Consider the following 17,422-nt stretch of genomic DNA (forward strand, 5'->3'; position numbering starts at 1 on the left):
GGTATGGTACGATGGTGTTATATGATTCTACAGAAGAAGGTGAGCAAGTGGACATCAGGCACTTGAAATATTTTATAGAAGTAACGAATTTCAAGAGTTTCACCCGTGCGGCGGATCACTTATTTGTCACCCAGCCGACGATCAGTAAAATGATCAGGAACCTGGAGGATGAGCTTGGGGTGGAGCTGTTCGACCGCTCCCGGAAGCAGCTTGTGCTGACGGATGCGGGGAGGGCCATCTTAAAGCAGGCCCAGACGATCGATAAGGCGTTCGAGAACGTCCAGCATGAGCTGGATGATCTGATAGGGTTGCAGCGTGGGCATATCCGCATCGGTTTGCCGCCGATCATGGATGCGGGTCAGTTCATTAAGGTGCTGGGGGAATTCCATGCCCTGTATCCGGGTATCACATTCCAGCTGATCGAGAACGGGACGAAGCGGATCGAAGAGGATATCCTTGCTGATCAGCTGGATGTCGGGGTGGGGGTCCTGCCTGCTGCCGAAGAGGACTTCCATCATTTTTCGTTTATGAAAGAAGAACTGCGGATTGTCGTACCAAGGACGCATCGATTCTCTGGAAGAAAGCAGATCAAACTGGCAGAACTTGAGGAGGAACAGCTCATTCTCTTCAATAAAGACTTTGCCTTGAATGATCGGATTCGTGAGGCTTGTAAGGAAGCGGGATTTCTTCCGAAAGTGGTTTCTGAAAGCTCACAGTGGGACTTCATTGGGAAGATGATCGAAGCGGAACTTGGAATTTCAATCCTCCCCTTCAGCGTGTATGAGCAATTAAAGGAGGATCTGGTCGCGATCCGGGTCGTAAAGCCGGTCATTGAATGGGACCTTGCCATCATTTGGCGTAAAAATCAATACTTATCGTATGCCACGAAAGAATGGCTGACCTTTACCCAAGAACGATTAATGGGGAGCATTTCCGACTGAGGAATGCTCTTTTTTTTTGCCCTGATTTAGGAAAAATGGGGATTGATACCATCACATTGTAAGCCGTTGCATAGACAGTGTCTATGGTGATGATGAGGAACATTCATTTCACTTATCGTCACGACGGGCGTACACTTTGGGTATCAAACGTTTGAAATACCATTTACAAAACAGAAGGGACTTGTTCTGCATGCCAAACAAGAAGCATCCGAAAGAAAGTCTGGTCGTCAGCACCGACCAGGTCATGATCAATGATTTAAATAACTACAATACCCTGTTCGGCGGGGTGTTGATGAAGAAGCTTGATAACAATGCGACCTTGTCTGCGAGACGTCATGCACGGGTGAAGGAATGCGTGACGGCATCAACCGATTCCATCGACTTCCTGTATCCGATCCATCAAAGTGACTCCGTTTGCGTCGAATCCTTCGTGTCATATGTCGGAAATAAATCGATGGAGATCTTCTGTAAAGTGATTGCCGAAGATATGATCACGGGGGAAAGACGAATGGCAGCGACCGCTTTCCTAACCTTCGTCGCACTCGATGAAAATAAAAATCCCGTCAAGGTGGCGGAAATCGTACCGGAAACGGAAGAAGAGAGATTCCTGTTCGAATCAGGAAAAGAACGTGCGGAAAGAAGAAGGGTCCGCCGCAAGCAGAGCAAGATCCTGAATGACATCATCGGACTCGAAAAACCTTGGAACATGGGAGGGGAAGCATCATGACCACAATGGTAGCAGGAATGAACGAACTGCACGAAGCAAAAAAAGACGTAGAAGCACTGAAACAGGACTACCCTGAACTGAATGAGCAGCTCATCCACGTCACCAGCCTGACACGCCAACTGCAGTTGAAGTACGGATACATGGGGTCACTGTTGCGGGACAAGGAGCTACCGGATTACGAACCGCAGTTTGTCCGGGATTCGATCCTCTCACTCTATCAGGAAGAGGTCAGGAAGCTGAAAGATCATCCCAATATCGTACAGCTGAAAGACATCATGAAAAAGCACAGACAAATCAGCGACTCGAAATTATTCTTATTGATCCTTGGCGCGAAGCCGGAACTGCTGCAGGGATCCACGATTATAAAGTAATGGAGAGTGGAGCCGGAAGAGGGGAGTCTTCCGGCTTTTATATTTAGTAGAAACGTATTTTGAGGAAGTGGCACGAGTTTTCGTGAAAGTGGCCCAAGTTGGGGGCTGCCGAGATTAAATAGATCACTAGTCGATAGCCAAGAGCGGGACGGTGGAGATGTTCTAAAAGCTGAACATCACTCTAAAAGAATAGATATACGGGCTTACCTATTGCGGGTAAGCTTTTTTGTACCAAAAAAGATTGAGAAAGATTCCATTGTTTGAAATAATTAGAAAAAAGCGAAGGACTCTTGAGGAGGTGCATGGATGAAAGCAGACATCATTCCCTTCGACTCGCAGTATGCCGAAGAAACCGTGACCATGTGGCGGAAAAGCAAAGAACAGGCCATTGGTCAAAGGGAAATACACAGCGTGGAAAGCCATCTTTATTTCTTAAACCATATCCTTCCTAAACAATGTCAAATCGATTTAGCACTGGTGGACGGAAAAGTGGCCGGAATGGCGGCATATAATGAAACGGAAATCAGTCAGCTATACATTCACGTTGATTATCAGGGACTCGGGATCGGTCAAATGCTTCTGGATAAAGCGAAGGCGAACTCCAGTGGGCGCTTGACCCTTTACACCTTTGAAGTGAATCGGAATGCTCAGAGATTTTATGAAAAGAACGGATTTGTGGTGATCGGCAGGGGTCACGAGAATGAGGAGAACCTGCCGGATATTCAATATGAATGGAGAATGACATGAGAAAATACTTGGGTCTCCTATCGATATTTATTATTAGCGGGTTGATGGGATCGGGGTTTTAGGATGATCTTTCATAAAGGGGGACACCACAAATGAATGAAAAGCAGAAGCGGATTCAAGAGCTTTATCGGAAGAAAAAACAGGAAGCTTCTTCTCATATAGCCTGGACGTTAGTCTTGATGCTCTGTGTGATTCCGGTGCTGATTCTACTTGTCACGAGCGCTTTATTCGATTTGGGGTTTCAGTTGCCGGAGTTCTTTGGAAGGTAGGAGGTGTAAGCAATTAAATCGGGACCTGCCAATCCCGAACGTCCGCCTTGTGATGATTGAGTATCGGCATTTTGGCATGACTGATCACGAAACGGTTGAAATCGAATAGGAATCTTTCATTTTTCAAGACGATGGTTGTGTAAAGAGGACTTTGTGGAAAGTCCTCTTTTATGTGGACCGCACTACTTCCCTTTTTCCCAACAGTATCGATATCCCAATCGACACAACAGATAGAATAACGATCATCCACACCACACCCGGCCAGTTCCACTGATGATAGAAGCTCCCGCTGACCGTCCCGCCGACGCTTGATCCGGCGTAGTAGGCGGATAAGTAGAGGGCAGAAGCCTGAGCCTTGTCGTGAACGGCGATGCGTCCGACCCAGCTGCTCGCAATCGAGTGGCCGGCGAAGAATCCGTATGTGAAGACGGCAATCCCGATGATTTTCACCCAAAGATTCGGGTGTAGGGTCGTTATGACGCCTGCCAACATGATGACAAGCGACAGGGGCAGGATTTTCTTTTTTCCATATTGATCGGCGAGCATGCCCATCCACGTCGAGCTGAAAGTGCCGACGATATAGACGATGAAGATAAAGCCGACGACGGTCTGGCTGAGGGAGTAAGGCGGTGCGATCAGCTCGAATCCGATGTAATTGTAGAGTGAGACGAAGCCGCCCATCAATAGGAATCCGATGGTGAAGAGAGACGTCAGTCCCGGCACGTTGAATTGGCTGAACAGGGATCCGGCCAATGATTTCAGCTTGAATGTCTGGGGTTTGAAATGAGCAGACGGAGGGAGGAGCATCAGGAAGATGATGGTTGAAAGCAAACTGATTACCCCTATCCCCATCAAGGCGATATGCCAGCTGAAATAGTCGGTGAGGACGCCGCTGATGATCCGTCCTGACATTCCACCGATGGAGTTTCCGCTGATATACAACCCCATGGCCATGCCTAGACTCTTCGCTTCAATTTCCTCACCCAGATACGCCATGGCGACGGCGGGGAGTCCGGCAAGGGTAATCCCCTGCAGGATCCGGCCGGCGACAAGCATATGAAAACCCGAGGCAAAGCCCGTACAAATGGCCAGGATGGAAGAGGCAAGTAATGAAAAGGTCATCACAGACTTCCTTCCATATACATCGGATAGGGAACCGGCGATAAGCAGACTGATCGCGAGGGCAATGGTGGTGGAGGACTGGCTTAAGCTTGACGCAGCAGGTGACAGGTCGAATTCATTTGCGATCTCCGGGAGTAACGGCTGCGTACCCCACAGGATCGCAAATGTGCTGAAGCCCCCTGCAAAAAGAGCCAGATTAGCATGTTTGAAGGCTGATGTTCCCCGCTTGATGTATTCCATGTAGCAAGACTCCTTTTCCTTTTCTTAGGGTATTTCCTTCATCATACACCTCTTCAGTAGGGACTTCTATCAAGACGTGTTACTCCTCTTTGGTATAAATTAAATTACAGAAATGTTAAAAACCCCCAAAACTGTTTATTCATTTTCTCACGAGGTATATAACCAATGTACAAGCGTACAACATCATTTTTACTAAACTTAAGGAGGATTTTAATTATGGCAAACAGTAACAACAACAGCAATAACAACAACAGCAACAACGGAAACAAAATGAGTTACGAGGAAGCTGGTCGCAAAGGCGGCGAACAAACAGCGAAGAACCATGACAAGGAATTCTACCAAGAGATTGGTGAAAAAGGTGGGGAAGCCACTTCAGATAATCATGATAAGAAATTTTATCAGGAAATCGGAGCAAAAGGCGGAAGTCAATCAAGCAACTCAAGCAACAGCAACTCGGGCAACTCAAACAACTCGAACAACTCAAACAATAACTAAAATCAAAGCCCCTGACGATTTTGTATACATTGAATAGTAATCTTAAGGAGGATTTTATTTATGGCAAACAACAACAATAATAACAATAGTGGTAATAATAACAGCAATAACAACAAAATGAGCTACGAAGAAGCCGGCCGTAAAGGCGGGGAACAAACAGCGAAGAACCACGACAAGGAATTCTATCAGGAGATCGGTGAAAAAGGCGGAGAAGCCACTTCAGAGAATCACGATAAGAAATTTTATCAGGAAATCGGAGCGAAGGGCGGTCAGTCCAGCAATTCGGGCGGCTCAAACAGCTCAAACAGTTCAAACAATTCCAACCGCTCAAACAGCTCGAACAACAATAACTAGAACCGGATGCTTCCGGAAACGAAATAAGACCTGTCGATCAATCGGCGACGGGTCTTTTTTTGTGGAATTATATGCTTTTTTTACCTGGCAAGGCTTTTCAAGTCGTCTATTAACGATTCCAACCTGGCTAAAGCGGACGGTAAATCCTTATAGGTTTCCACGGAGTTATGTTGTGTGATGACAAATACTTTGGCTTCATGGGAATAAGAAACCTTCAAGAGGTCAGTATCATGTTCAGAAAATGAATGGGTAATGTCACATTCGGAATAGGTTTCAAGTGTTTCAAGAATGGTGTACAGCTCATTATTTTCTGACATCATCTACATCTCCTTTCAAAAAAGGAAGGTTTTTTGTCTGATTTTGGATTATTTTAACATGAACGAAAGAGAGGTGTAAGGGAGAAAAGTCGTGTTTTTTCATAGAAGTTGATCGTGAAATCGAGTGCGGGATGAATTGAAAAAGGGAGCGTGTCCGCTCCCTGGTTGGTGTTCCGCTCTATTTTAGAAGAAATAAATATAGAAAAGTCAGCCCTCCGACAAGGAGCCCGCTCGATAAAGAGAGCCATTTCCATTTTCTCAGGGGTGCTCCCGTTTTCATCAATAGCATCATCTGCAGACTGATGGATAAGAAGGCAAGGGACAAGAGTATGAGGATGAGTGTTGAACGGTCAAGCTGTTTCTTGCTGTATTCAACGAGTAAATAGCCCCCGATGGCAGACCCGATCACGACAATATAAAGGAAGAAGAATGCAGCTTTTTTCATCCCTATCCCACCTTTCCATACAGATAGACGAGAGTGAAGATCAATACCCACACGAGGTCCACGAAGTGCCAATAAAGGGAGAACACCGAAAGTCTCGATGCGTTTTCCCGGCTGACCCCTTTCAACGCGACGTGTATCATGAGGATGCCCATCCAGATGACTCCTGCCAGGACGTGAAGTCCATGGGTCCCCACCAACAGATAAAAGGAGGACACGAAAGGACTGATATCTAGTGTGTACCCTTTTTCATAGTAGTGTAGGAACTCCCTTGATTCCATCATTAAAAAGGCGCCGCCAAGTAGAAATGTCATGAGTAATAGGAGGAGTGTCAGCCTCGTTTTTCCCCTTTCCAACGTGTGGACGCATGCATAAATGGTGAAGCTGCTGGAAAGGAGGAGGACCGTCGAGAGCACCACACTTTTCACCTCAAGCATCTGTTCGCTGGAAGGACCATCGGATACATGGGATCTAAGTGTAAGAAATACCCCGAAAAGGGAAGCGAAGATGACAACCTCCGCGGCGATAAAGAACCACATGGCGAGCTTCTTGTCCTGTTCTTGTTCGAATTCGAAAGTGTGTTGATTCATTGAGACCCTTTCCTCCTTTCTTCCCGCAGTTCATCTGGTGTATAAGGTGTCCAAGTGCGACCCGAAGTGAAGGAGCGCAGCGTCAGCATCCCGATTACACTGGCAAGACCGAACCATTGTAAGGGAGGAAAACCAAAGATAAAGCCAAAGGAAGAGACGAAAAGGGCTCCTGCAAGCATCAGCGGCTGTGCCGTAGGGTTCGATACGTAAATGACGTCTTCTTCCTCTGCCGTCTGAATGGTTCCATCCCCTTCCTGCTTCTCGTACCAAAGCTGATCGATCGTGGTGACGAGGGGACGCTTGATGAAATTGCCCAGTGGCGGCGGTGACGCGATCGACCACTCAAGGGTCCGTCCCTCCCAAGGGTCGCCGGTCAGATCACGCTTTCCGTTCCGGTAACTCCAGAAGATGTTCCAAAGAAAGACCATCACCGCGAGAGCCATGAGGAAGGCTCCGATCGTGCTGATCAGGTTCAAGGTGCCTAATCCGTCGCTCTTTAAATACGTAAACACACGGCGGGGCATCCCGTTCAATCCCATGAGGTGCATCGGGAAGAAGGTAATGTGAAAGCCGATGGTGAATAACCAGAAGTGCCATTTCCCCAATGTTTCGTTGAGTAGAAAACCGAACATTTTCGGCCACCAATAATACACTCCTGCAAAGATGCCGAGAACCGTCCCGCCGACGATCACATAGTGAAAATGCCCGACGACAAAGTAACTGTCGTGGTACTGATAATCAGCAGGGGCCGATGAAAGCATGACACCTGTGGCCCCGCCGATGAGGAAGGTCGGGATGAACGCCAGGGAAAATAACATGGCGGTCTTAAACCGGATGACCCCTCCCCGGAGCGTGAAGAGCCAGTTGAATACCTTGATGCCCGTCGGCACCGCAATGGACATGGTGGACAGGGCAAAGATGGCATTGGAGATCGGTCCGAGTCCCACAGTGAACATGTGATGGATCCACACCATGAACCCGAGAAATCCAATCAGGACGAGGGCGAACACCATGGCCGGATAGGCAAAAAGGTTTCGCCTTGAAAAAGTGGTGATCACATCGGAAAAGATGCCAAACGCAGGCAGGATCAAAATGTATACTTCCGGGTGACCGAAGATCCAGAATAAATGCTGCCAGATGAGGGGATTCCCCTCTGCTCCCGTCAGAAAAGCCGTTCCATACACCCGGTCCATCGTCATGAGTAACAGGGCGACGGTCAGGGCGGGAAAAGCGAATAAGATCAGGATGGAAGTAACAAAGGCGGACCACGTGAATAAAGGCATTCTCATAAAAGTAAGTCCTGGAGCCCGTTTCCGAATGATCGTCACCAGGAAGTTAATGGCGGACATGATCGTCCCGGCACCGGCGATCTGAATCCCGATGGCATAATAATCAAGACCCGGACCGGGGGTATACACATCGAGGCTTAAGGGGGCAAAGCCCGTCCAGCCTGCTGAAGGAGACCCACCCAGCACAAAGCTGATATTGACCAATGTCCCGCCGACGAGAAAGAGCCAAAAGCTCAACAAGTTGAGATGGGGAAACGCCAGGTCCCTGGCTCCGATTTGAAGGGGGACGGCGACATTCATGAGTCCGATCAATAATGGCATGGCCACGAAGAAAATCATCGTCGTGCCGTGGGTCGTCATCATCTGGTTATACTTTTCTCCCTGGAAGACCCAGAACTGATTCTCCGGCAGGGCGAGCTGAAGCCGGATGATCAGGGCGTCAAGGCCACCACGCAGGAAGAAGGCTCCTCCTGCCGCAAGATATAAGATGCCGACTTTATGATGGTGGGTGGAGGTTGCCCAGTCCCAGGCCCACTTCCATTTTTTATAACGAGTCAACAAGAACAGGGCAGCCACGGCCATGAGGATGATCGAGATGTCTGCCGCAACGATATCAGAGGGGAATACGAATTCCCGTCCGAAAAGGGTGTACTTGATATCCATATTCTCCACCTCCTCGGGGACAAGATTTATTTTTCTAATTGGGAAAGATACGAGCTCAACGCGTTAAGATCTTCTTCTGTCAAATCAGGAAACGATGGCATGTTGACATCCGGTTTGAACGAGGACGGGTCCCTGATCCATTTTTGTACATTTTCATCTGAGTTCAAAAGGACATTGCCGATCCGCTCCTTATCGGAAAATCCAGCCAGGTTAGGTCCCTTGCTTCTATCGGAAGGCGATACGGCATGGCAGGTTAAACATTTGGAGATAAATAATTTTTTTCCTTTTTCAGCTGTCGGGGATAGATCGTCAGGTGCCGTTTTCGTTGACTCTTTCTCGATCCATTGACTGAACTCCTGATCACCGACTGCGTGAACCTGGAATCTCATATAGGAATGGGAAGCCCCGCAGAGCTCTGCACATTGTCCTTTGTAGTCGCCTTCCTCTGAGGCATTCAGGGTCAAGGTATTCTGTTTGCCTGGTATGAGATCCTTTTTTCCACCAAGCCTCGGCATCCAGAAGGAATGAATGACATCAGCGGATTTCAAATGGAATACGACAGGGCGATCCACGGGTATGTAGGCTTCGTTGGTCAGGGTGATGCCCTGATCCGGATAGTGGACCTCCCACCAATATTGGTGTCCCGTCACTTCAATTTCCAAGGGATTTTCGCTTTTTTCATCCGATTGGGCAAGGGAAAAGGTCCCTTTGACCGTTGGAATGGCGAGGATCACCAATAAGAGGATGGGGATGACGGTCCATGTCACCTCCAATCGTTTATTCCCTTTGACATAGGAAGGGATGACATGGCGGCGCTCAGGTGTTTCTCTATACTTCCATGTGAAGTATACGAACATGGAAAACACGACAAAAAAGACCAGCAGCATGATCGCAATGGAAATTTGGAATAAGTTCAATTGAAGTTCTGCGACGGTCCCTTTGGGATCCAGAACCTTTAAAGAGCTGCAACCGGTGAGGAAAAGAACGGTCATCAGGATGCCGAAACCAAGACGCTTCAATGGGATCCCCCTTTCATCATTTCGCAAGGTTCGTCCTTTGGCATAGGACGGTAAGCCTTTCCATACATACCCTACCTCTAATCTCCGTTAACTAAACGAAAGATTTAGAAAATAGTGGAGAATAGGGATTTTGTATCATGCCGGAGAATAAATTCTCTTGGTTGGAAAACACTATTATCGAAGGAAATGACCTTTATTCAGAGCCCTCTTAGATGAACTATGAGGGCGTTTTTTTAAAAGGAGATAGTCTATGCAAGGACGATATGATCTAATAAGGGAAAAGTCTCTGGAAGTCACAAGGGAAAATATCAACTATTGGCTGGATCATTGTTTTCTGTCTCCACGCTGGTGGTTTATCATCATTCTGTTTTTGTTGACATGGGTGGTGTTTATCCGTTTAACGAGAAACGAAATGAATAAGCCTAAAATTCTATTTCTCGGACTGGTGTGGATCATCGTGTCGGCAAATCTGGACGGGATCGGGTTTGATCTCGGATTATGGGGATACCCTGGACAATTAGTCCCGGTTCTTCCGAAAGCGTACTTATTTGATTATGCCTTGATACCGGTCACCTACATGCTTCAATATAAGTATTTTCCGAAAGGGAAGGCCTTCTTTTATTCGTCCATCATTCTTGCGGGGGGAGCATCGTTCATAGCAGAGCCGATCTTCAGGTGGCTTGACATTTACAGAATCTATCACTGGGAGGTGTGGTGGTCTTTCATCATTTACTTTCCTTTATCTTATGTGATAAGAGGGATAGTGGAGTATGTTTTTAGAAAGAAGGAATAATGGATGAGAAGGAGGGAAACCATTGCGCAGGAAACCAGAAAACGTGATCCTGTGGATGCTGATCGGCAGTACGATGTTATCATCCATCTTCAGCATCATCATGTTAAACGGATTATATTCGATCAAAAAAAATTTGGCCGGTAACTAAGCTGACCGATTGGGAACGAATGCCATCTCCTTGCTATCTAGTATAACAATCTGTATCGTAGTAGGAAAAGGAGTGGTAGTGTGAGTGTTTCAGTTACAGAAATAGATTATATAGAAGTGATGGAATATTCACGGGATCCTCTCATTATTCACACGGACTATACGGTCCTGTACATAAATCATGCAGCGGAAGAATTCTTCAGGAGCAACAAAGAAAGCATGATCGGTGAGAGTCCCCTCGATATTTTTCAGGAAAGCTCCAAGGCTGCCATCCGTCAGAGAATACAATCTGCATATGGAAAACCGGCAGACGTCATCGAAGAAACCGTTTATCGCATGGACGGGACGAGAGTGGAAGTCGAATTGTATTGTCATCCTGTGAAAGTGGGGGATACCTTGGCCATTCAGACATATGTCTGGGATATCTCTAAACGTAGAGAAACAGAGAAGAATCAGCATGACATGAATGAGGAAATCAATGAATTATCCGCCACCATTGTCCCGTTATTGGATGATGTGGCCGTGCTTCCCCTGAGAGGGAAAATAGGTCAAGAGAAAGCCATGACCCTCCTGGAATTGATCCCTGAAAAAGTAAAGGAACAAAACGTCAATCGCTTAATCATTGATTTCTCCGGTGTTTATACCCTTGATCGCATGGTTATCGATTATCTCTTCAAGATTACCAACGTTTTGTCTCTCCTCGGTGTACATTCCATCATATCAGGAGTAAGGCCGGAATTAGCCGTTGAAGCGATCGGGTTGGGGATCGACTTATCCTCAATTCCAACAGTGGCTACCGTGAAAGAGGCCCTGGCCCAAATCGGCATGATCCTGCAAGAACAGAATCAATCATAAGAAAAGCCCCCAAAGATCTCTCTAATGGGGGCCCGGATGTGTTCTTTTAATTGGTTTGATCTGCAAGTTTCACTAACACATGTGCCATATGCTCACGCTCTTCCTTATTGGCTACATGCCACATTTCATTCAGCACCTTCTGCTCACGGTTACGTGGTTCCTCATGCTCTGCTAAATAATCGGCCACGCGCTTGGCACCTTTTGAAAGAGCTTCTTCGCTCAGTCCGAGCTTTTCTCCTTTATGAACCTGATTCCCCAAATAATCCTTGAACGAATCGAAGTGCTGCAGAATGTCTTCCTTTTTGTCTTCATTCATATTTGCCGCTGCTTGTTTAGGATCGTGTGCGATAATGAATTCCTCCTTTAGTAGTTTAGTAGTGTGTTTCCCTTTTAAAATTAGAATAAACGCCTGCGAACACATCAGAGGATGAATCTTATTGGAGGTCGACTTGATGCAATCGTAAACGCCTTTTTCAGGAGGATGATTCCTTCCCGCGAATGCATAGAATAGGGGGGCGGGGTCTGAACCTTTCCGTTTGTGCGAGTTTTCAGGGGAAGCCCGAATTAAGGAATCGGGCTTCTTTTTGCTGGGATTGAATTTATGCAGGGGATTCGAAATAATTGGTAGATACAAAACGTAGGAGGTTACCATGAATAATCAGACATTCAGAATGGCCCTTGATGGGTTTCTACAAGGTTGGAAGGATTCATCACTAAAAGAATTGGAGAGATTTATTTCCACCGACTATCAGGCAAGAGAAGTGAGGGACGGAGAAATCGAGGCGTTCAAATATGAGGAATCGATGGAAGGGTGGAAGCAGGGATTTGCCTTCATAAACGAGCACGATGCAGAATGGGAAATCCATGAAGTAGCAATCATTCCCTTAAAAGAAGATGAAACCCTCGCCATCCTTTACGCCACTATCGTACTGGACGGTAAACCAATGGAGACCGGAAACCTGTTCTCCGACACCTTTAAAAAAGTACAGGGTAACTGGAAACTCGTTAGGAGTTACATCGAGACAGGAATTGGAAGAGGGAAAGTGAGAGAGACGATTGAGAGGGACGGACCTCAAAATCGGTCTTGAGGAGTTGGTAGATTGCTTGAATGAGGGACGGACCTCAAAACGGGGAGGTAAGAGTTTGTCTTCTTGGAGATTTGAGGTCCGTCCCTCATAGAGGGGGAGGTTTGCTAATCTAACTAAAAGGGGCTAAACAGCCTCTTTTTTTTCATGCCAAGAAGTTTGAGTTCCCCGTCCAGGTTTGGAATAATGAATAGTGAGAAAATTCATTGTGGAAACGGGGAGGCCAACATGAAAACAGTTATAGCATTCAGCGGTGGAAAGGATTCCACCCTGGCATTACATAAAATCCAGCAAGATCCAGCATTCGAGGTTGATTCACTGCTCGTGACGCTGACGGAAGGATTCGACCGGGTGTCAATCCATGGTGTGCGATACAAGATGTTGAAGCAGCAGTCGGAGTCACTCGGTATTCCGCTCCGTGAGGTTTGGATCCCGCAGGACTGCCCGAATGAGGTGTATCAGGAGCGGATGGGAAATGCCGTTTCCGGTATGCTGGATGACGGAATCACCCACATGGTCTTCGGGGATATCCACCTTGCAGATGTGCGGGCGTATCGGGAGGAGATGCTTGAAGGGACAGGCATTACGCCGGTTTTCCCATTGTGGGGCCGGGAAGTAGGGGAACTGGGCCGTGAATTTATCAATCTAGGATTTAAAACCGTGCTCACCTGTATCGATTTGGAACAGCTGGATCGATCGTTTGCAGGAAGAGTGTACGATAAAGATTTTCTTCAGGATTATCCAGAAAAATGCGATGTGTGTGGAGAAAATGGGGAATTTCATACGTTTGTATTTGACGGGCCGAACTTTGGGTTTCCAATCGGGTATGAGCTGGGCGAGGAGAGAGTGGCGCCGGATGTGCGGACTGGCAGGGACCGGTTTTTATTTCGGGACGTTGTGCCGAAGTGAGATGGATGTGGGGATCACTGATATATTCGTAGATTCCCTGATAAGTCCCCCTAAGGACCTCTTCACTGTCATCAGTACAGATATTTAGTTAAGGAAGTGTTCACATGAATTTACATTACATCACCATAAAAGGGGACGGACCTCTTAATGAAGACACACTGATTTTCAATGAGAAACAGTCCCTATTCGGTGTCGCCGACGGAGTGTCATCACTCGTCCCTTTCACGTCAAGAGAGAACCTGACGGGCGGTTACATCGCTTCCCACACGGTAAAGGATGCATTGGAATCCGGTGAAGCGGAAGACCAGCCATTAGTCGAAGCAGTAAAGAAAATCAATGAAGACTTACATAGGAAAATGAGTGGTTACGGAATCGATCGTCACCGGAAGGAGCAGCTGTGGGGGACGGCGCTGGCCGTGGTTCGGGTGCTGGATAACGGAATCGAGTTCATCCAGTCGGGGGATTGCATGATCCTTGCCGTATATGAAAGCGGGGAGGTCCGTCCCCTGACGAGGCTTCAGGTGGAGCACCTGGAGGAGACAGCGATTGAAATGTGGAGGGAGTGCATCAGAAGAGGGTTCCGGACGAGGGATGAGATCATGCCCCGTGTGAAGGAGCAGCTGATTGCGAACAGGCAGCTGAGCAATGCAGCAAATGGATACGGCGTCCTGAACGGGGAGCCCGAAGCCGTTGACTATTTCGAATACGGGAAGATCAACAAAGTGGGGCTGACCCATCTGATCCTCTTGACGGATGGGTTATTCCTTCCGGCAGAATCAATTCCCGAGGGAGAATCTTATTGGGAATTCATAGCGGGGAGTATCCTCCAAAAAGGAATCCAGACATATGCAGAGGACCTGATCGCACTCGAGGAACCAGATCCCCAATGCATCACCTACCCAAGATTCAAAAAAAGTGACGACAAAGCCGGCATCGTGATGGACTTTGGGAGAGGGACGGACCTCGATTTCTAGCGTGAAAACAAGGAATAGGAACAACAGGGAGGGACGGACCTTCTGTTTCAGAAAAACAGAGGTCCGTCCCTCCCTCGTCAGTAGGTAATTCCATAGAGTATATGTTAAAATTTAGTAGATTGGTAACGCGGGTAAAGGTGATTGCACGATAATGAAGCCGAAAAACGAAAAGAGGTCCGTCCCTCATGTTGAGGGACGGACCTCCAGTAAAATCAATCATCTTAGTTCCGGATCATATAGTCAAACGCGCCAAGTGCGGCGGTGGCTCCTGATCCCATTGAGATGATGATCTGGTTGTAGGCACTGTCTGTACAATCTCCTGCAGCAAATACGCCAGGGACGTTGGTAGCACCGTGTTTGTCCACGATGATTTCACCGAATTTCGTACGTTCTACAAGGTCGCCGAGCCAGTCTGTGTTTGGCACAAGACCGATTTGGACGAATACACCCTGTAGTTCGATGTGCTTCTCTTCAAGAGTTTCACGGTCTTTGTAAGTGATACCGTTCACTTTATCTGTACCTGTGATTTCCTGTGTTTGAGCGTTCGTGATCACGGTCACGTTCGGCAGGCTGTAAAGACGTTTCTGTAACACATCGTCGGCTTTCAGTTCAGAGTTGAACTCAAGGACCGTGACGTGCTTGACGATTCCTGCAAGGTCGATGGCTGCTTCGATACCGGAGTTTCCTCCGCCGATGACAGCGACATCTTTCCCTTCAAAGAGTGGTCCGTCACAGTGAGGGCAGTATGCCACTCCTTTGTTCTTGAACTTCTCTTCACCCGGGACATTGATGTTGCGCCAGCGTGCACCTGTCGAGATGATCAGGCTCTTACTCTTCAGGACTGCGCCGTTTTCAAGCTCAAGCTCGACAAGATCTTTCTTCTCGAGGCGTTTTGCGCGCTGAAGGTTCATGACATCGATGCCGTAATCCTTCACGTGCTCTTCAAGGCTCGCCACAAGTTTCGGACCTTCCGTCTGCTTCACGCTGATGAAGTTCTCGATGCTCATCGTGTCAAGGACCTGACCGCCGAAGCGTTCAGCAACGATTCCTGTACGGATTCCTTTACGTGCCGCATAAATCGCCGCACTGGATCCCGCAGGTCCGCCACCGACGACAAGGACGTCATACGGATCTTTGTCCGAAAGCTCATCCGCGCCGGGACCTTCCACGATTTTAGATAGAATTTCTTCTAACGTCGTACGACCGCCGTTGAAGAATTCCGCATTTAGGTAGACAGCAGGAACAGCCATGACGTTCTTCTGTTCCACTTCGTCCTTGAAGGCCGCTCCGTCGATCATCGTATGCGTGATGTTCGGGTTCAGCACACTCATGATGTTCAGTGCCTGCACGACGTCAGGACAGTTGTGACAGCTTAGGCTGACATACGTCTCGAAGTGGTGTTCACCTTTTACGCTCTTGATCTGGTCAATGACGCTTTGATCCACTTTCGGAGCTCTGCCGCTCACTTGAAGGAGGGCAAGGACCAGGGAAGTGAATTCATGTCCAAGAGGGATCCCGGCAAACGTAATACCGGTCTCCTCACCAGGACGATTCACGCTGAAGCTGGGTGTTCTTGTCAGTTCTGCTTTTTCCACTGAGATGCGGGATGACATGGAAGAGAGCTCCTCTACAAGAGCGAGCATTTCCTTCGACGTGTCATCGTCACCTGCACTGACTTTCAGGACGATGTCGCCTTCCATCATCTGCAGGTATTGATCTAATTGTGCTTTAATATCTGCTTCGAGCATGTTTAGCACTCCTTATAATTTACCAACTAAGTCAAGGCTTGGCTTAAGTGTTTCAGAACCTTCCTGCCATTTAGCCGGGCAAACTTCGCCTGGGTTGTTGCGCACATATTGTGCAGCCTTGATTTTGCTAACTAAGATATCTGCGTCACGGCCGATTCCGCCAGCGTTGATTTCAACTGCCTGGATGACGCCATCCGGGTCGATGATGAATGTTCCGCGGTCAGCAAGACCATCTTCTTCATTTAATACATCGAAACCGCGAGTGATGCGTTGTGACGGGTCACCGATCATTGCGTATTTGATTTTACCGATTTTTTCAGAGCTGTCGTGCCAGCCTTTATGTGTAAAGTGAGTGTCCGTAGAAACAGAATATACTTCTACGCCAAGCTCTTTAAGAGTTTCATAGTTATTTTGAAGGTCTTCAAGTTCTGTCGGGCATACAAATGTGAAGTCTGCAGGGTAGAAGCAGAAAATGCTCCATTGACCTTTCAGGCTTTCGTCTGTCACAGTGATGAACTCACCGTCTTTGAATGCTTCTGCTTTAAATGGTACGACTTGTGAACCGATTAATGACATAGTGTAAATTCCTCCTAGTAGTGGTATGTGATTGAGAATCATTAACAGATTGTAATAATTCTAATTCGATATTCATTATTATATATTTGCGTTTTTTTGTCAAGGGAAAAGATCGGGGTTTAGGAAAGGGAGGATTTTATGCTGAAAAAACTAGTCTTATTCGTGGTATTGGTCACATTGACTCCACTACATATCCTTGCAGCAGCATCATCTGTGATCCAGGAAAGGGAAGTGGGTGGGTATCGGTTCACCATGATAGGAGGGGAACACTCATTGATCTGGAAAATCGCTCATGAGGGACGGACCTCAACGATCTATCAAAATAAAGAAAATAAAGAAGATCTCGATCAATTTTATTCGTCAATGAGTGAGGCGGCAACTCACCGATTCACGCTCATTGCCTCGACCGGTTACTTTTTCATTGTCTGCATCACTACCTTGATTTTTTATATAAAACGGAAGCATATCCCCTTATCAGTCGGCATGATCATTGTTTGCCTGGCTTTTGGTGCATTGTACTTTTCGGTTACGTCGTTTTTAGAGATGCAGGATGCGATCAGGGATGTGGGGTATTATTATTTGAGGTTGGTGGGTGAATAGGTGGAGAAAGGGGGATGAGCTGTATGTAAAAGTGAATATCCAAACCAGCTTCATACATTCATGGGGAGAGAGTGAAATCTTTTTCCACCCTCACTCATACTCAACGCACAGCTCCTTCCTGAACCTCAAACTATCATTCCATTTCTCCA

At 47.3% G+C, this 17,422-nt stretch carries 21 protein-coding genes and 2 pseudogenes; 14 read left to right on the forward strand and 9 right to left on the reverse strand.

Features of this window, described 5'->3' with window-relative positions:
• The first annotated feature begins 47 nt into the window (after window positions 1–47).
• From cidR to CN378_RS22715, 5 genes are all read left to right on the forward strand, one after another.
• The gene (gene cidR / locus CN378_RS17485; protein WP_098354272.1) at window positions 48–941 is read left to right on the forward strand and encodes a cidABC operon transcriptional activator CidR; all 894 of its coding nucleotides are present in this window, start codon (window positions 48–50) and stop codon (window positions 939–941) included.
• Between the two features lie 190 nt (window positions 942–1,131).
• A complete protein-coding gene (locus CN378_RS17490) occupies window positions 1,132–1,668 on the forward strand; it encodes an acyl-CoA thioesterase (protein ID WP_098353775.1) in 537 nt (178 codons plus the stop codon).
• Window positions 1,665–2,039, forward strand: coding sequence for a hypothetical protein (locus CN378_RS17495; RefSeq protein WP_098353776.1), 375 nt, complete (start codon window positions 1,665–1,667; stop codon window positions 2,037–2,039). The genes CN378_RS17490 and CN378_RS17495 overlap by 4 nt, the downstream gene beginning before the upstream one ends.
• A 306-nt stretch (window positions 2,040–2,345) precedes the next feature.
• Window positions 2,346–2,786 carry a GNAT family N-acetyltransferase gene (locus CN378_RS17500; RefSeq protein ID WP_098353777.1) on the forward strand — a complete coding sequence of 147 codons (441 nt, stop codon included), beginning with the start codon at window positions 2,346–2,348 and terminating at the stop codon, window positions 2,784–2,786.
• A gap of 92 nt (window positions 2,787–2,878) precedes the next feature.
• The gene (locus CN378_RS22715) at window positions 2,879–3,055 is read left to right on the forward strand and encodes a hypothetical protein (RefSeq protein ID WP_179884961.1); all 177 of its coding nucleotides are present in this window, start codon (window positions 2,879–2,881) and stop codon (window positions 3,053–3,055) included.
• Window positions 3,056–3,223: 168 nt separating this feature from the next.
• Here the strand turns inward: CN378_RS22715 and CN378_RS17505 are convergent, their stop codons facing one another.
• On the reverse strand, window positions 3,224–4,417 hold the full coding sequence (locus CN378_RS17505) for an MFS transporter (RefSeq protein WP_098353778.1): 1,194 nt from the start codon (window positions 4,415–4,417) through the stop codon (window positions 3,224–3,226).
• Between the two features lie 216 nt (window positions 4,418–4,633).
• Between CN378_RS17505 and CN378_RS17510 the strand changes: the two are divergent.
• Both CN378_RS17510 and CN378_RS17515 read left to right on the forward strand, forming a co-directional pair.
• Window positions 4,634–4,858: pseudogene (locus tag CN378_RS17510) on the forward strand (KGG domain-containing protein); the annotation flags it as partial.
• 114 nt (window positions 4,859–4,972) lie between these two features.
• Window positions 4,973–5,194 (forward strand): annotated as a pseudogene (locus CN378_RS17515) (KGG domain-containing protein); the annotation flags it as partial.
• A 152-nt stretch (window positions 5,195–5,346) separates the two neighbouring features.
• On the opposite strand, the gene CN378_RS17520 reads toward CN378_RS17515, so the two are convergent.
• The 5 genes from CN378_RS17520 to coxB form a co-directional block, all read right to left on the reverse strand.
• On the reverse strand, window positions 5,347–5,583 hold the full coding sequence (locus CN378_RS17520; RefSeq protein WP_098353781.1) for a hypothetical protein: 237 nt from the start codon (window positions 5,581–5,583) through the stop codon (window positions 5,347–5,349).
• 178 nt (window positions 5,584–5,761) lie between these two features.
• Complete coding sequence (locus CN378_RS17525) at window positions 5,762–6,028, reverse strand: hypothetical protein (protein WP_098353782.1); 267 nt, start codon at window positions 6,026–6,028, stop codon at window positions 5,762–5,764.
• Window positions 6,029–6,030: 2 nt separating this feature from the next.
• The gene (locus CN378_RS17530) at window positions 6,031–6,615 is read right to left on the reverse strand and encodes a cytochrome c oxidase subunit 3 (protein WP_098353783.1); all 585 of its coding nucleotides are present in this window, start codon (window positions 6,613–6,615) and stop codon (window positions 6,031–6,033) included.
• Window positions 6,612–8,486 carry a cytochrome c oxidase subunit I gene (locus CN378_RS17535; RefSeq protein ID WP_098354273.1) on the reverse strand — a complete coding sequence of 625 codons (1,875 nt, stop codon included), beginning with the start codon at window positions 8,484–8,486 and terminating at the stop codon, window positions 6,612–6,614. The genes CN378_RS17530 and CN378_RS17535 overlap by 4 nt, the downstream gene beginning before the upstream one ends.
• Before the next feature lie 107 nt (window positions 8,487–8,593).
• Complete coding sequence (gene coxB / locus CN378_RS17540; protein WP_098353784.1) at window positions 8,594–9,586, reverse strand: cytochrome c oxidase subunit II; 993 nt, start codon at window positions 9,584–9,586, stop codon at window positions 8,594–8,596.
• Between the two features lie 250 nt (window positions 9,587–9,836).
• Here coxB and CN378_RS17545 point away from each other — a divergent pair, with 250 nt between their 5' ends.
• The 3 genes from CN378_RS17545 (at window position 9,837) to CN378_RS17550 (ending at window position 11,381) form a co-directional block, all read left to right on the forward strand.
• Window positions 9,837–10,379 (forward strand): CBO0543 family protein, encoded by a 543-nt coding sequence (locus CN378_RS17545; protein WP_098353785.1) that lies wholly within the window; start codon window positions 9,837–9,839, stop codon window positions 10,377–10,379.
• Between the two features lie 22 nt (window positions 10,380–10,401).
• The gene (locus CN378_RS23010; protein ID WP_257141197.1) at window positions 10,402–10,527 is read left to right on the forward strand and encodes a hypothetical protein; all 126 of its coding nucleotides are present in this window, start codon (window positions 10,402–10,404) and stop codon (window positions 10,525–10,527) included.
• A gap of 80 nt (window positions 10,528–10,607) precedes the next feature.
• Window positions 10,608–11,381, forward strand: coding sequence for a PAS domain S-box protein (locus tag CN378_RS17550; RefSeq protein ID WP_098353786.1), 774 nt, complete (start codon window positions 10,608–10,610; stop codon window positions 11,379–11,381).
• 46 nt (window positions 11,382–11,427) lie between these two features.
• On the opposite strand, the gene CN378_RS17555 is transcribed toward CN378_RS17550, so the two are convergent.
• Window positions 11,428–11,697 (reverse strand): DUF3243 domain-containing protein, encoded by a 270-nt coding sequence (locus tag CN378_RS17555; protein WP_257141198.1) that lies wholly within the window; start codon window positions 11,695–11,697, stop codon window positions 11,428–11,430.
• A 334-nt stretch (window positions 11,698–12,031) separates the two neighbouring features.
• Here CN378_RS17555 and CN378_RS17560 point away from each other — a divergent pair, with 334 nt between their 5' ends.
• From CN378_RS17560 to CN378_RS17570, 3 genes are all read left to right on the forward strand, one after another.
• Window positions 12,032–12,469, forward strand: a complete 438-nt coding sequence (locus tag CN378_RS17560) for a nuclear transport factor 2 family protein (protein WP_098353787.1) — start codon at window positions 12,032–12,034, stop codon at window positions 12,467–12,469.
• A gap of 225 nt (window positions 12,470–12,694) precedes the next feature.
• A complete protein-coding gene (locus tag CN378_RS17565) occupies window positions 12,695–13,375 on the forward strand; it encodes an adenine nucleotide alpha hydrolase (protein WP_179884962.1) in 681 nt (226 codons plus the stop codon).
• Between the two features lie 104 nt (window positions 13,376–13,479).
• Window positions 13,480–14,349 (forward strand): protein phosphatase 2C domain-containing protein, encoded by an 870-nt coding sequence (locus CN378_RS17570; protein ID WP_098353789.1) that lies wholly within the window; start codon window positions 13,480–13,482, stop codon window positions 14,347–14,349.
• A gap of 221 nt (window positions 14,350–14,570) precedes the next feature.
• Here the strand turns inward: CN378_RS17570 and ahpF are convergent, their stop codons facing one another.
• Window positions 14,571–16,097 carry an alkyl hydroperoxide reductase subunit F gene (gene ahpF / locus CN378_RS17575; protein WP_098353790.1) on the reverse strand — a complete coding sequence of 509 codons (1,527 nt, stop codon included), beginning with the start codon at window positions 16,095–16,097 and terminating at the stop codon, window positions 14,571–14,573.
• Window positions 16,098–16,109: 12 nt separating this feature from the next.
• Complete coding sequence (ahpC, locus tag CN378_RS17580) at window positions 16,110–16,673, reverse strand: alkyl hydroperoxide reductase subunit C (protein WP_034761584.1); 564 nt, start codon at window positions 16,671–16,673, stop codon at window positions 16,110–16,112.
• A gap of 138 nt (window positions 16,674–16,811) precedes the next feature.
• Here ahpC and CN378_RS17585 point away from each other — a divergent pair, with 138 nt between their 5' ends.
• Window positions 16,812–17,273 (forward strand): hypothetical protein, encoded by a 462-nt coding sequence (locus CN378_RS17585; protein WP_098353791.1) that lies wholly within the window; start codon window positions 16,812–16,814, stop codon window positions 17,271–17,273.
• Window positions 17,274–17,422 lie beyond the last annotated feature (149 nt).

The sequence above is a fragment of the Bacillus sp. AFS015802 genome, assembly GCF_002561455.1.
Classification (GTDB): Bacteria; Bacillota; Bacilli; order Bacillales; family Bacillaceae_B; genus Rossellomorea.

Bases quoted from the DNA above. Each gene is read 5' to 3' on its own strand.
- CN378_RS17490 (WP_098353775.1), top strand. From the start codon at position 1,132: ATGCCAAACAAGAAGCATCCGAAAGAAAGTCTGGTCGTCAGCACCGAC.
- CN378_RS17495 (WP_098353776.1), top strand. From the start codon at position 1,665: ATGACCACAATGGTAGCAGGAATGAACGAACTGCACGAAGCAAAAAAA.
- CN378_RS17500 (WP_098353777.1), top strand. From the start codon at position 2,346: ATGAAAGCAGACATCATTCCCTTCGACTCGCAGTATGCCGAAGAAACC.
- CN378_RS22715 (WP_179884961.1), top strand. From the start codon at position 2,879: ATGAATGAAAAGCAGAAGCGGATTCAAGAGCTTTATCGGAAGAAAAAA.
- CN378_RS17505 (WP_098353778.1), bottom strand. From the start codon at position 4,417: ATGGAATACATCAAGCGGGGAACATCAGCCTTCAAACATGCTAATCTG.
- CN378_RS17520 (WP_098353781.1), bottom strand. From the start codon at position 5,583: ATGTCAGAAAATAATGAGCTGTACACCATTCTTGAAACACTTGAAACC.
- CN378_RS17525 (WP_098353782.1), bottom strand. From the start codon at position 6,028: ATGAAAAAAGCTGCATTCTTCTTCCTTTATATTGTCGTGATCGGGTCT.
- CN378_RS17530 (WP_098353783.1), bottom strand. From the start codon at position 6,615: ATGAATCAACACACTTTCGAATTCGAACAAGAACAGGACAAGAAGCTC.
- CN378_RS17535 (WP_098354273.1), bottom strand. From the start codon at position 8,486: ATGGCCGTGGCTGCCCTGTTCTTGTTGACTCGTTATAAAAAATGGAAG.
- CN378_RS17545 (WP_098353785.1), top strand. From the start codon at position 9,837: ATGCAAGGACGATATGATCTAATAAGGGAAAAGTCTCTGGAAGTCACA.
- CN378_RS17555 (WP_257141198.1), bottom strand. From the start codon at position 11,697: ATGAATGAAGACAAAAAGGAAGACATTCTGCAGCACTTCGATTCGTTC.
- CN378_RS17560 (WP_098353787.1), top strand. From the start codon at position 12,032: ATGAATAATCAGACATTCAGAATGGCCCTTGATGGGTTTCTACAAGGT.
- CN378_RS17565 (WP_179884962.1), top strand. From the start codon at position 12,695: ATGAAAACAGTTATAGCATTCAGCGGTGGAAAGGATTCCACCCTGGCA.
- CN378_RS17570 (WP_098353789.1), top strand. From the start codon at position 13,480: ATGAATTTACATTACATCACCATAAAAGGGGACGGACCTCTTAATGAA.
- ahpF (WP_098353790.1), bottom strand. From the start codon at position 16,097: ATGCTCGAAGCAGATATTAAAGCACAATTAGATCAATACCTGCAGATG.
- ahpC (WP_034761584.1), bottom strand. From the start codon at position 16,673: ATGTCATTAATCGGTTCACAAGTCGTACCATTTAAAGCAGAAGCATTC.
- CN378_RS17585 (WP_098353791.1), top strand. From the start codon at position 16,812: ATGCTGAAAAAACTAGTCTTATTCGTGGTATTGGTCACATTGACTCCA.